The organism is Streptomyces griseorubiginosus, from assembly GCF_017614965.1.
Lineage (GTDB): Bacteria > Actinomycetota > Actinomycetes > Streptomycetales > Streptomycetaceae > Streptomyces > Streptomyces griseorubiginosus_B.
This window is the reverse complement of record NZ_WVUG01000250.1, coordinates 1-13,261: the sequence shown is the minus strand read 5'-3', so window position 1 is coordinate 13,261 and position 13,261 is coordinate 1. Positions and strand designations below refer to the sequence as shown.

At 68.4% G+C, this 13,261-nt stretch carries 11 protein-coding genes and 1 tRNA gene; 9 read left to right on the top strand and 3 right to left on the bottom strand.

Annotated features, from left to right (window positions below; all coding sequences use genetic code 11):
- The coding region (locus tag GRC12_RS33125) for an ATP-binding protein (protein ID WP_208783358.1) at positions 1-560 on the bottom strand (560 nt) is incomplete at its 3' end.
- On the bottom strand, positions 557-1,018 hold the full coding sequence (locus GRC12_RS33120) for a hypothetical protein (protein WP_208783357.1): 462 nt from the start codon (positions 1,016-1,018) through the stop codon (positions 557-559). The genes GRC12_RS33120 and GRC12_RS33125, both read right to left, overlap by 4 nt.
- 476 nt (positions 1,019-1,494) lie before the next feature.
- Here GRC12_RS33120 and GRC12_RS33115 point away from each other — a divergent pair, with 476 nt between their 5' ends.
- Positions 1,495-2,379: a helix-turn-helix domain-containing protein gene (locus GRC12_RS33115; RefSeq protein WP_208783356.1), complete on the top strand. Its 885-nt coding sequence runs from the start codon at positions 1,495-1,497 to the stop codon at positions 2,377-2,379.
- Positions 2,380-2,384: 5 nt separating this feature from the next.
- Complete coding sequence (locus GRC12_RS33110) at positions 2,385-2,585, top strand: DUF397 domain-containing protein (protein ID WP_208783355.1); 201 nt, start codon at positions 2,385-2,387, stop codon at positions 2,583-2,585.
- A gap of 460 nt (positions 2,586-3,045) precedes the next feature.
- On the opposite strand, the gene GRC12_RS46780 is transcribed toward GRC12_RS33110, so the two are convergent.
- A complete protein-coding gene (locus GRC12_RS46780) occupies positions 3,046-3,855 on the bottom strand; it encodes an SUKH-3 domain-containing protein (RefSeq protein ID WP_208783353.1) in 810 nt (269 codons plus the stop codon).
- Between the two features lie 91 nt (positions 3,856-3,946).
- Here GRC12_RS46780 and GRC12_RS33100 point away from each other — a divergent pair, with 91 nt between their 5' ends.
- The 7 genes from GRC12_RS33100 to GRC12_RS33070 all read left to right on the top strand — a co-directional run bounded on the left by GRC12_RS33100 (position 3,947) and on the right by GRC12_RS33070 (position 13,202).
- Positions 3,947-4,435 carry a hypothetical protein gene (locus tag GRC12_RS33100; protein WP_208783351.1) on the top strand — a complete coding sequence of 163 codons (489 nt, stop codon included), beginning with the start codon at positions 3,947-3,949 and terminating at the stop codon, positions 4,433-4,435.
- A 1,532-nt stretch (positions 4,436-5,967) separates the two neighbouring features.
- On the top strand, positions 5,968-6,630 hold the full coding sequence (locus tag GRC12_RS33095) for a hypothetical protein (RefSeq protein WP_208783349.1): 663 nt from the start codon (positions 5,968-5,970) through the stop codon (positions 6,628-6,630).
- 493 nt (positions 6,631-7,123) lie between these two features.
- Positions 7,124-7,201 (top strand) — tRNA-Met (locus GRC12_RS33090).
- The gene (locus tag GRC12_RS46775; RefSeq protein ID WP_308286695.1) at positions 7,175-7,627 is read left to right on the top strand and encodes a DUF397 domain-containing protein; all 453 of its coding nucleotides are present in this window, start codon (positions 7,175-7,177) and stop codon (positions 7,625-7,627) included. The genes GRC12_RS33090 and GRC12_RS46775 overlap by 27 nt, the downstream gene beginning before the upstream one ends.
- A gap of 418 nt (positions 7,628-8,045) precedes the next feature.
- Positions 8,046-8,477 (top strand): hypothetical protein, encoded by a 432-nt coding sequence (locus GRC12_RS33080; RefSeq protein ID WP_208783345.1) that lies wholly within the window; start codon positions 8,046-8,048, stop codon positions 8,475-8,477.
- 2 nt (positions 8,478-8,479) lie between these two features.
- Positions 8,480-12,928: a multifunctional oxoglutarate decarboxylase/oxoglutarate dehydrogenase thiamine pyrophosphate-binding subunit/dihydrolipoyllysine-residue succinyltransferase subunit gene (locus GRC12_RS33075; RefSeq protein ID WP_244374150.1), complete on the top strand. Its 4,449-nt coding sequence runs from the start codon at positions 8,480-8,482 to the stop codon at positions 12,926-12,928.
- 94 nt (positions 12,929-13,022) lie between these two features.
- A complete protein-coding gene (locus GRC12_RS33070) occupies positions 13,023-13,202 on the top strand; it encodes a DUF6104 family protein (RefSeq protein ID WP_003992906.1) in 180 nt (59 codons plus the stop codon).
- The last annotated feature ends 59 nt before the right edge of the window (positions 13,203-13,261 follow it).

Here is a 13,261-nt window from a genome sequence, read left to right as displayed (position 1 = left end):
GGCGGCGCGCTGTGGGTGAGCGGGCGCGGGGGCGGGAGAGTGAGGCAGGCCCACACGGCCGTGCCCCCTTCGGCGGGCTGTGCTCCGTGCCGGTCGGCCAGAGCCTCAACGAGGAACAGCCCGCGGCCGTGCTCATCCTCCGCCTCGGCAACGTGCGCAGCCAGCGGGCGGCGCGGGCCCTGGTCGATGACGGCCACCCCCACATCAGTGGCGGTGAGCACCACCGCCACCGTGACGTGCTCGCCCGGCGCGTGCACCACGGCATTCGTCACCAGCTCAGAAACGATCACAAGGAGGTCGTCCACGACCCGGCGCGCCACACGCCACCGCCGGCAGATACCGCCGACCAGCGTGCGAGCCTGACGCGGTGTGTGCTCGCTGCGGCCCGGCAACTGCCACACCTGCCGCAGACACGGCCGCACCGCCCCGGCCGCCGGCGCCCGCACGCAGAGGCCGGGCGCGATGTCGTGCGCCGCCACCGGCTGCAGTTCACTCCACACGACGGCCAGAGCCTCGACCTCGGGCTCGATGTGGCTGCCGCGTTCACGACGGGCACTCACGACTGCCGCCCCTCCCCCACCCCGTGACGCGGCATCACTCCACCGGTGCACACCGCCCCGCCACCCGCCATCCGGCCGGTGGGAAAAACGGCGAACGCCGGGAGGGCCAGCAGCCACGCCCGCAGCGCGGCGCGGTCACCGGGATGCCAGGCAATCTCCTGCTCGGCAGGCGCAAGCAGGCCAGCCGCCCGCCCCTGGAGCAGGAGACGCTCGACACTCAGCCATCCCACACGGCGGCGCCGCGCAACATCCAGCGGCGCGAGGTCATACACCTCATCCACCACCACAAAGCCCGCACGCTCAGCGAACTCCCCCACCGCCGACAGTCCCCCGACCGCGGCCCGCGAGGAGAAACTGCAGGCATAGAGCACGACCGACGGACCGTCCGGGACGGCACCGACAGCCTCGTACGAAAGGGCCTCCAGCCGTGAACCCAGCGCCCTCGAGGAAGACTTCACCGGTCCCCCGATCGACCGGCACAACCCCACACCCTCACCAGGCAACCGAGCTGCGGGAGATCTCCCGACGACGGCCACCCCACACGGGACCTCCACCCACACCGTCTTACCGTGCCGAAGATGCGCGGGATAACAGGTCCTGTCTGTGACTGCGGCTACGACGTCTTGTGCAAGCACATCGATGAGCATCCGGGGCCCTCCCGGTCGGCGTGTCATGGCCGCCCCAATGACCCAGGCTCACCGTAGGTCGCAGAGCGTGCACTGTCTGCTGACCAACCACGATGCCAGCAGAACCACTGTCACGGAAACCACTTAAACAGAATTCTGTTGAGAGATTTCTGTGACGAACTCCTATACACGGTCGATGTACTGACGGACACTCACGGCCTGGCAGAATTTTTCGCGAGGCTGCAGAAGATTCCTTGCCCCAGCAGAACCACCAACGTCAGACTGGGGCCAGGGCAGGGAGGGGACGGATGATCGAGGATGTCGGGGCGGCCGCGCCCGCGTTGTGCCGCCTTCAGCTCGCCGTGGAACTCCGGCGCCTCCGCATCGCCCGAGGAGTGACCGCGTCCGAGGTCGCCAAGCGCCTCGTCGTCAGCCCTTCGAAAATCAACCGGCTGGAAGCCGGCGAGAACGGCGTCGTCGAGCCGGCCGACGTCATCGCGCTCTGCGAGATCTACGCAGCCGAACCCGAACTGCGCGCCACGCTCGTGGGATACGCCACCGTCACCAAGACCAAGAAGGACTGGTGGCAGGAGCGCGAGTACGCACCGGTGATCCCTCCAGGCTTCAAGGCATACCTGGGCCAGGAAGCCACCGCCTCCGCCCTGCACAACTACGAGGCCGAGTACGTCCCCGGACTCCTGCAGACCGAGCCGTACATCCGCGCCCTGCACCGCCGCGCGCACGAGGGACTGAGCCAAGAGGAGATCGACCGGCTCGTCGCCGTCCGCACGACCCGCCAGGAAGTTCTCCACCGCAAGGACTCACCGCTACGGCTCATCGCCATCCTCAACGAGGCAGTCCTGCGACGTCGGGTCGGCAGCGCCGACGTGATGCGCGAGCAGCTGCAGCACATCGCGGACATCGCCTCGAGCCTGCCCAACGTCCGCGTCCAGGTCGTGCCGTTCGAGGCCGGAGAGCACCCCGGCATGAACGGAGCGTTCACCATCCTGCAGTTCCGCGAGCGCGACACCTTCGCCCCGATCGTCTACCTGGAAAATCTCTCGGACGCCTGGGTCGTCCGCAAGCAGGCCGACGTCGACCGCTACGAAGAAGCCTTCACGGATCTGCAGGCATTCGCTCCGGGGCACCCAGAGTCACTGAGTATGATCAAGAAGGCAATCGAGGAGTTCTGATTCTCATGACCAACCGGGACGACGCCCTGCGCAATACGACGTGGTTCACCTCGAGCCACAGCAACGACCAGGGCGGCCAGTGCGTCCAGGCAGCGCGCATCACCGGCGCCATGGCCGTACGCGACTCCAAAAACCCCCACGGCCCCGCCTTCATCTTCACCACCCCCGCCTGGACACACTTCATCAACTCCCTCACCCAGAACTGACCCCCTGACACCCGCGCTCGGCATCGAGTGGTCGGTGCAGGCGCCGGCACGGGACACAGGGCTGACCGTGACCCGTGCGTACACCCCCACGCACGGACATTTCCCGCCTGTCTCGGCAGCGCGCGAAGGCATGACGATCAGGACCTGGGCAAAAAACATGCGCACAACGGCCCGCACGACTCGCACAAGCAACGCACAGCGCGCGGCCGAAAAGACGGGCGCTCCACGTCCGCATCAGAGGTTGCGGTACATGACGCGACTGTCGGAGACCGTGATGTCGTCGGCACAGCATCACATACCCGCGCCAGGGCTGTAGGTTCGGCCGCTTCATTAGCAGGAGGTCCTGCTGAGACTGCGGATTCCGCGTCGCGTTAGCAATGTGTCGATCGGCTGATCTTCAGCAATCGCGTGGCCCGCCGAGAAACATCGTCGGAGTGGAGCCCGGTCCGGCTGAGGCTGTTCAGTCGGCAGTCTCGATCCGCTCCGGGGCGATGCCCAGGATGAGCTTCTCCAGCGCGTCCTGGGCATCGCCGAACGTAGCCAGCCAGGTCTCGACCAGGTAGATCTCGCTGTTCTCGTCGATGCCGAGGAAGAATCTGCCCTCATCGAGTTCGCCGAGGGGGAAGATGGCGCGCCCGATGGTGTGACTCCAGTCGGCGAAGCGGCCTTCCTCGCCGATGAGGTTGTCCGGGTCGAAGTTGAAGGGGGTCTTGGCGCAGGTGATCCCGGGGCCGCTGATCTGGACGTCCAGGCCACCGAACTCCGCCAAGAAGGCTTCAGCGGCATCGTGCATGCGGACCAGGCCGGTCTTCTCGAGCGTCTTGCGCCAGTGGTCCGTCGAGACGTGCCGTCCCGGCCGCCAGCCTGCTGAGCGCAGTGTCTCCTCGATCACGCCAGTTCCCCGTAGAGTCGTCGCCGCCGCATCGACCCATGCCTTGTCCACCGGAACGTCTTCTGGCCAGCCGGGCCGCCGGTCCGCCTGCCAGTGGGCGAAGTCGTCACGCAGGAACTGCGGGTCAACTGGCTTGAGTCGCACTTGCTGTCGCTGATCGGCCCACCAGATCTCGAATTCGGCCTCGGTTCCTTGGTCTGGCCAGCGCTCTGCGACCGCCGGCAGAAGCAGAACATCGACGAACCCTCCGACCGGAAGACCGATGTCGACGAATATCCCGGTCGCGCCCGGCCTCGGGACTGCCGTCACCGTCCCTCGGAACCGTTGTCCAAACCGCAGGCCGCGACGGATCCGAATCCACTCTTCAGCGCTGACCACCCGGACATCCTGGCATCCCGCTCTCCGAAGCAGGGCCCGTTGGGCAAGGAAATCGGTGGGTCAGGGTGCACTGGGGCGTCAGGATGGGACCGTGGCTGATCTGCTGTGGGACGACGTCCGGTGGTTCTTCGACCCCAAGGTGATGGGGTCGCTGCCGGACGTGTGGGTGCCCAATGCCTCGGAGAGAGACTGGCAGGCGGTCCTCGACCTCATGGTGGAGCAGGGCTGGACCTTTCAGTACTCCGAGGGCTCGACAGCGCTGCCGCTGCCCCCGGCAGAGGTCGTGCTGTCGCGTCCCGCCGACGCCGAGCAGCCTCATCTGGAGATTCGGCCGGTGCAAGACATGTTGGCGATCTTTCGGTTCTATGCAGCAGAGGAGATCGACTTCGACGTCGACCTGCGGGAGATTCAGGGGCAGGAGCCACTTGATGCCCTGTGCGGATTCCTCGCTGCGATCGGTCGCCGGTTGGGCAAGCCGGTGCTGATGGATGCCGAGGGCGGTGACGGGAGCCGTCCGGTCCTCGGATTCGACGTCGAGGCGGACCGCGTCGTGATGCTGGTCGAGCCGCCGGTCAGGTGACGGGGGATTGCGCTGCGTCCAGGAGGCTGAGCAGGTGCTCTGCTTCGTGGATGAGAGCGGTGCCGCGGGAGTGGCTGCGAGGGGGCTGGTCCGTTCGATCAGCTGAACGCCGGCGGCCTTCTCCAGGGCATTCAGTTGGTGCGTGAGCGTTGCCGGTAGCGTTCTGGGGCTTCTGGCGGCCGCGCAGAGGTTTCGTTGGCCGGGCAGTCGGACCAGGCGGCTGAGGCGTTCGACGCAGTTGCGGACGTTGCTGATGGCCGCCATCGACTCGGACAGGGCCGGTGCGTTCGACAGGAGCGCGAACGGGTTGCTGGTGGCGCTGTTCGGGCGGATCTCGATGCCCCACTTCTTGGCCAGCAGGTTGAGGCGGTGCCTGTCGAGACCGAACTGTTCGGCGATGTTGGGGATGCTGAGGCGTCGGTGCAGGTAGGCGTGCTCGAGTTCCTCGCGGGTGATGCGAAGGTTGAGCGGTTCGGAGCATGGTGTGGCGGGGGATCCCGGCTTCTTCCAGGGCGTTTTGGACGGTTGAGAGGCTGCAGCCGGCACTGCGGGCGATCAGGCTCTGGTTGAGAGTTCCGCTGGAGTGAGCGGTGCGGAGGAAGCCCGGGTCGAGCATCCCGCGTCGAGGTCGACGCCGGCCAAGTCCGGGAGATGCGGGAGGGGGCGGCGGTTGGGTGGTGCCGGTGGCGTCGCAGTAGAGCCGCACGTGCTCTGTGGTCAGTCCGAGGGCGGCGGCCGTCTCCTCGGCCGGGGTCCGGTCGGCGATCAAGGTGCCGAAGTCGCTGTCGGCGATCTCTTCGGGGGTAGTCCCAGGCCAGTCGGTCCAGTCGCACCATTCGGTGGGGGGCCTCCCAGAGCACGGGTTCGTCGATCCGGTGGGCAGCAAGGTTTGTGGCCGCCTGTTCCAGCAGGAACGCGCGCATCAGCGGCCGGACCTAGTAGCGGAACTCGTCACGGGCGTGGATGTTCCTCGGAGGGAGGTCCGCGTGTGTGCCGACGAGGAAACTCAGGAGCATCCACCTGAGCATGTGGATTCGCCCTGTTCCACCTTGGCGGCGGCCTCTTGTATGCGGCGGAACGGCGGAATACCCCGCGTCGGCGGGAGAGTACCCGGCCGCGGCTTCCCGCGGGGCGCTGACCCGGCGGAACACCCTCGCGTCGGCCTGCACCCCTGACGGGGGTCACGGCCCCGGCAGGGACGGGCCACCACCGCGGGCCGACCCGCCCCCTCCACGCCTTCCCAGGCCGCTACGACCCGACCACCTGCGTCGGGGTCGCGATGCCGGCCCTAGGGGCCCCTGGGTCAGCCGACCGCTTCGGCGTACACGCCAGATTGCCAGCGACGAGGCCATCCCGGACTCGTGGGCCGCCTGGCCGATGCCACATCTGTCGGGGTTCGCAGCACGGGACGCAGACCGCCGCGCGGGCCGAGAACCGCCCCCATCCGTCGCCGTCACCGACTCCTCCCCCTCATGCGGTGACCGGTGCGGCACAATCGCGGTCAATTGGGCGGGCAACGGCGGGGAGAAAACGTGGGGCGCTTTGGCTGGCGAAGCCGACGTAAGGGCATACCGAACGAGCCGGCGCTGCTGGCTGCGGCTGCAGAGAATCCCGGTGGCAGCGTCGCCGAGATCGACCCCACGTATATCGACGACCCGAACGGCTACGTACCTCCCGAAGCAATCCGCGGCGCCTGGTTGGTGGATGGCGCCGGGAAACTGACAGGTGAGTACCAGGAGAATCCCCGTCACGGGGTGCCACAGGACGACTTCAGCAAGCTCACTGATCCTGATCACTGGCTCGGCTGGCTCGGCGATGATCCCACGGCCGCCATCCGGCAGGGCATCGAAGAGTCCTTGCGCGCCCAGGTGGCAGACGCAGTGGTCGAGTGGGTCAAGATCCTTCAAGCGCCCCGGTTTCTCACGGGTGGGCGTCGACATTCTGAGGACGAACAACTCATGCTGGTCACCCGCGCGGCACTCGCCGCGCCGTTTGCGTTGTCCGTGCGTACCACGCAGCACGGGCGTTCCATCCTCCTGGGGGTGTTCTCGTGGGCAGCAGTGAACCTCTCACCGCCAGGAGTCCGAAAGGATCGGCACTGGTTCGACCTGGACGTCGGCTTGGACTGGGCCGGTGAACGGCTTCAAGAGCGGATCTACGAGATTGACGGCACGGACGGCACCGCCGAGCGGTAGAGCCGCGGTGCAACGCCGTACCGGCCTTCAGAGCGGGTACACGCCGCCGCAGGCGCCCTTGACCGGGCAGGAGCCAACCGAACCTTCAACCGAGGAGCGGGCAGCGGCTCAAGACACCTGAGCCTCCATACCGCCCCTGACACCCGCGCTCCGCATGGTGTGATCGGTGCAGGCGAGTGCACGGGACACAGGGCTGACCGCGGCCCGTGCGTACACCCCCACGCACGGACATTTCCCGCCGTCGGCCTCGGCAGCGCGGGGAAGGCATGACGATCAGGACCTGGGCAAAAAGCATGCGCGCAACGGCCCGCACGACTCGCGCAAGCAACGCGCGGCCGAAGAGCCGGGCGCTCCACATCCGCATCAGAGGTTGCTGTACATGACGCGGTGGTCGGAGACGGTGATGTCGTCGGCACGGCATCACGTACCAGCGCCGGGCGCGCGGGTAAATCCCTGCAGCCGCTTCCCGGATGGCATACGCTGAGTGCACCGACGCGGGGTGGAGCAGCTCGGTAGCTCGCTGGGCTCATAACCCAGAGGTCGCGTGGTTCAAATCCCGCCCCCGCTACCAAATCCGGCCCCCTCCCCCGGCATTCCGCCATCAGGGAGGGGGCCGGAACCATATCCGGCCTGGCGCGCCCCCTGCCAGCACGGCGGGCGGCCCTGCCATCGAAAGAAGCGCCAGGCAACGGCCCCGGAGAGGGGCGACCCCCACGCCACCCAGACCGACCTCGACTGGTTCAAGTCGTCCTACTCCAGCGGGGACCAGAGCCGCGTCGACGTAGCAAGGACCCCCGGCATAGCGTCCGTCCGCGACAGCAAGAAGCCCCACGGCCCGGCACCGCATGGCCTTCATCTGGAACTGGAAGGTCTTCGGAACACCCCCGCGTCGGCCAGGAGGACGCCCGCTGGGTCTTCAAGCACTTCCCGGAGCGAGGAACACCCCCGCATCGGCGGAGAGGACGGATGCAGTTCGGCCCGCTGCGCTACGTGCTGAGGAACACCCCGCATCGGCGGGGAGGACCAGTCGAAGCCGAAGTGCGGGAACTGCCGTGACGGAACACCCCCGCATCGGCGAGGAGGACACCGGCTACCGCGCTCGCCGCGCCATCTGCCGCGGAACACCCCCGCGAACGCGGGAGCGTTCCGGTAACCGCCATGACGCTGTCGACCCCGAGCCCGTCCTCCCCACCGACGCAGGGGTGTTCCGACGCCGATCTCGCCGGGCACGGCGGCCATGGCGTTCTCCCCGCCGACGCCGGGGGGTAGGTGATGCTGGCCCGCACGCCCTCCTCGATGTCGCGGGGTGCCCAGCCGGTCCTGACCTACGCAGTCAATTGACTGCCGTCCGTGGCCGAATGGGGCCACACTGTGAGGTACGGCTTCGCTGCGACTTGTCACCGGGGGACGGACGTATGCACGACAGCGCGTCGGCGAGAGGCCGCCCGGAACATCGGCGGGCGAGCGATGTGATGGAGGTGCTGCTCGCCATCGCACCTGATCCCGAGCTGGATCCGGAGGCGGCGGAACGGGTGATCCGCCGCCTGCGGAGCGAGATTTCCGATCTGGATGTCGAGTCGCTGCATGCTGGTTCCCATGCCCCCGCTCCCGACACCGCCAAGGGCGCCGATGCCGTCACCACCGGCGCCATCGTCGTGGCGCTGAGCGCGACCGGCGGCGTATTCACGGCGCTCATCGAGACCGTCCGTGACCACCTGGCCCGCTCTTCCGCGCGGCATCGGGTCTCGCTCACCATCGACGGCGACACGCTCGAACTGGAACGGGCCTCCGCCACCGAGCGGCGCGAGCTGATCGATGCGTACATCCGTCGGCACGCGGGCAGTTAGCCATGGGCCGCCGCCTGGCGATGCTCATCGCCACCTACGAGTACCAGGACAGCGCCCTGCGGCAGCTGACCGCGCCGGCGCACGACGCGGAGGCTCTAGCCACGGTGCTGCGGGATCCGGCCATCGCCGGGTTCGAGGTCACCACCCTGGTCAACCAGCCGCATCATCTCGTCGGTGAGGCCGTCGGTGACTTCTACCGCGACCGGCGGCGCGACGACCTGACCCTGTTGTACTTCACCGGCCACGGCCTCAAGGACGACGACGGCCGGCTGTACCTGGCGATGGCCAACACGCGCCGCGACGGCCTGCTGTTCACCGCGCTGTCCGCCGAGCAGATCGACCAGGCCATGGAGGGATGCGCCTCGCGGCAGAAGGTACTGATTCTCGACTGCTGCTACAGCGGCGCGTTCCCGGCCGGCCGGATCTCCAAGGGCGACACCGCGGTGCATGCACTGGAGCGCTTCCACGGCCGGGGCCGCACCGTGCTGACCGCATCGGACGCAACGCAGTACTCATTCGAGGGCAACCGGGCGCACGGCCAGGCCGTGCAGTCGGTGTTCACCCGCTACCTGGTGCAGGGGCTGCGCGATGGCAGCGCGGATCTGGACGGCGACGGCGACATCACCCTCGATGAACTGTACGGCTACGTCCACGACCGGGTCGTCGACGAAATGCCGCAACAGCGGCCCAAGAAACAGGACAACGTCGAGGGCCGCATCGTCATCGCCCGCAACATCAACTGGTCCCTGCCCGCCCACCTGCGTCACGCACTGGGCAGCCCCATCGCCATCGACCGGCTGGGGGCCGTGGACGGGCTCGCCCACCTGCACCGGATCGGCAACGACCTCGTACGGCGACGCGCCCTTGACGAGCTCCAGCGGCTGGCGGACGACGACAGCCGGCTCGTGTCCACCGCCGCAGCAACCCGCCTCCACACCCTTTCCCCACCCGAGCCCGAGCCTGCCCCCCGGCCCGAGCCGGCCACCGGGCCTGCACCGGCCCCCGCGCCCGCCGCGCCGAAGCCCTCGGCCCCGACTCCGGCCGCCAAGGCCGCGCCCGCCGCCGAGGCCGCCGCCCCGGAGGGCCCGGAGCTGGTGACGCTGCGCGGTCCCGCCGCCGCCGTCGCGAAGAACATGAACGCCTCCCTGGAGCTGCCGACCGCCACCTCGGTCCGCGCGGTCCCGGTGAAGCTGCTGTTCGACAACCGCATCGTCATCAACAACCACCTCAAGCGCGCCCGGGGCGGGAAGATCTCCTTCACGCACCTGATCGGCTACGCGATGGTGCAGGCCATCAAGGCCATGCCGTCGATGAACTGGTCGTTCGGCGAGAAGGACGGCAAGCCGACCCTGATCAAGCCGGCGCACGTCAACCTGGGCCTCGCCATCGACCTGGTGAAGCCCAACGGTGACCGCCAGCTCGTCGTGGCCGCCATCAAGAAGGCCGAGACGCTGAACTTCTTCGAGTTCTGGCAGGCCTACGAGGACATCGTCCGTCGCGCCCGCGACAACAAGCTGACGATGGACGACTTCACCGGTGTCACGGTCTCCCTCACCAACCCGGGCGGCCTCGGCACCGTCCACTCCGTGCCGCGTCTGATGCCCGGCCAGTCGGTGATCATGGGCGTCGGCTCCATGGACTACCCGGCGGAGTTCCAGGGCACCAGCCAGGACACCCTGAACAAGCTCGGCATCTCCAAGGTCATGACGCTCACGTCGACCTACGACCACCGGGTGATCCAGGGCGCCGCCTCCGGCGAGTTCCTGCGCGCCGTCGCGAACCTCCTGCTCGGCGAGAACGGCTTCTACGACGACATCTTCGAGGCCCTGCGCATCCCCTACGAGCCGGTCCGCTGGCTCAAGGACATCGACGCCAGCCACGACGACGACGTCACCAAGGCCGCCCGCGTCTTCGAGCTGATCCACTCCTACCGGGTCCGCGGCCATGTCATGGCCGACACCGACCCGCTGGAGTACCGCCAGCGCAAGCACCCCGACCTGGACATCACCGAGCACGGCCTCACCCTGTGGGACCTGGAGCGCGAGTTCGCCGTCGGCGGCTTCGCCGGCAAGTCGATGATGAAGCTGCGCGACATCCTCGGCGTGCTGCGCGACTCGTACTGCCGCACCACCGGCATCGAGTTCATGCACATCCAGGACCCCAAGCAGCGCAAGTGGATCCAGGACCGCGTGGAGCGCGGCCACACCAAGCCGGAGCGCGAGGAGCAGCTGCGCATCCTGCGCCGGCTGAACGCGGCGGAGGCCTTCGAGACCTTCCTGCAGACCAAGTACGTCGGCCAGAAGCGCTTCTCCCTGGAGGGCGGCGAGTCCGTCATCCCGCTGCTGGACGCGGTCCTCGACAGCGCGGCGGAGTCCCGCCTGGACGAGGTCGTCATCGGCATGGCCCACCGCGGCCGGCTGAACGTGCTGGCCAACATCGTCGGCAAGTCGTACGCCCAGATCTTCCGCGAGTTCGAGGGCAACCTCGACCCGAAGTCGATGCACGGCTCCGGCGACGTGAAGTACCACCTGGGCGCCGAGGGCACCTTCACCGGCCTGGACGGCGAGCAGATCAAGGTCTCGCTGGCCGCGAACCCCTCCCACCTGGAGACGGTCGACCCGGTCATCGAGGGCATCACCCGCGCCAAGCAGGACATCATCAACAAGGGCGGCACGGACTTCACCGTCCTGCCGGTCGCCCTGCACGGCGACGCGGCCTTCGCGGGCCAGGGCGTGGTGGCCGAGACCCTGAACATGTCGCAGCTGCGCGGCTACCGCACCGGCGGCACGGTCCACATCGTCATCAACAACCAGGTCGGCTTCACCGCGGCCCCCGAGTCCTCGCGCTCCTCGATGTACGCGACGGACGTGGCCCGCATGATCGAGGCCCCGATCTTCCACGTGAACGGCGACGACCCGGAGGCGGTCGTGCGCGTCGCGCGCCTGGCCTTCGAGTTCCGCCAGGCGTTCAACAAGGACGTGGTGATCGACCTCATCTGCTACCGCCGCCGCGGTCACAACGAGTCGGACAACCCGGCCTTCACCCAGCCGCTGATGTACGACCTGATCGACAAGAAGCGCTCGGTGCGCAAGCTCTACACCGAGTCCCTGATCGGTCGCGGCGACATCACCCTGGAAGAGGCCGAGCAGGCCCTGCAGGACTACCAGGGGCAGCTGGAGAAGGTCTTCACGGAGGTCCGCGAGGCCGTCACCTCCCAGCCGGCCTCCGGCCCGGTGTCGGACCCGCAGGCGGAGTTCCCGGTCGCCGTGAACACCGCGATCTCCACGGAGACCGTGAAGCGGATCGCCGAGTCCCAGGTCAACATCCCCGACAGCTTCCAGGTCCACCCGCGTCTGCTGCCGCAGCTGCAGCGCCGGGCGGCGATGGTCGAGGACGGCACGATCGACTGGGGCATGGGCGAGACGCTCGCGGTCGGCTCCCTGCTCCTGGAGGGCACCCCGGTCCGCCTCTCCGGCCAGGACTCCCAGCGCGGCACCTTCGGCCAGCGCCACGCGGTCCTCATCAACCGCGAGACGGGCGAGGAGTACACCCCGCTGCAGTACCTCGCCGAGGACCAGGCCCGCTACAACGTCTACAACTCCCTGCTCTCCGAGTACGCGGTCATGGGCTTCGAGTACGGCTACTCGCTGGCCCGGCCCGACGCGCTCGTGCTGTGGGAGGCCCAGTTCGGCGACTTCGTCAACGGCGCCCAGACGATCGTCGACGAGTACATCTCGGCGGCGGAGCAGAAGTGGGGCCAGACGTCCGGCGTCACCCTCCTGCTCCCGCACGGCTACGAGGGCCAGGGCCCGGACCACTCGTCCGCCCGCGTCGAGCGCTTCCTGCAACTCTGCGCCCAGAACAACATGACGGTCGCGATGCCGACCCTCCCGTCGAACTACTTCCACCTCCTGCGGTGGCAGGTGCACAACCCGCACCACAAGCCGCTGGTGGTCTTCACCCCGAAGTCGATGCTGCGTCTGAAGGCCGCCGCGTCGAAGACGGAGGAGTTCACCTCGGGTCAGTTCCGCCCGGTCATCGGCGACACCACGGTGGACGCGGCCGCGGTCCGCAAGGTCGTCTTCGTGGCGGGCAAGCTGTACTACGACCTGGAGGCCGAGCGCGCCAAGCGCGGCGTCACGGACACCGCGATCATCCGCATCGAGCGGCTGTACCCGCTGCCGGGTGCCGAGCTCCAGGCGGAGATCGCCAAGTACCCGAACGCCGAGAAGTACCTCTGGGCCCAGGAGGAGCCGGCCAACCAGGGCGCCTGGCCGTTCATCGCCCTGAACCTGATCGACCACCTGGACCTGGCGGTCGGCGCGGACATCCCGGCGGGCGAGCGCCTGCGCCGGATCTCCCGCCCGCACAGCTCCTCGCCCGCCGTCGGTTCCGCCAAGCGGCACCAGGCGGAGCAGGAGCAGCTGGTGCGCGAGGTGTTCGAGGCGTAGCCGCTCCCGCGGACAGCACGCGGCGGGGCCGCATCCCCTGGGGGGGGGGGCGGCCCCGCCGTTTGCGCACCCGCGCCCCTCTATCCTTGGCAGCATGTACTTCACGGACCGAGGCATCGAAGAACTGGAGAAGCGGCGCGGCGAGGAGGAGGTCACCTTCGAGTGGCTCGCCGAGCAGCTGCGAACGTTCGTCGACCTGAACCCGGACTTCGAGGTACCGGTGGAACGCCTGGCCACATGGCTGGCCCGCCTCGACGACGAGGACGACGAGTAGCTGCGCCTACGAGCTACGGGTTCGCGGGGGGCGTTGATGGGGGTCGGCGTGTGTTCGAC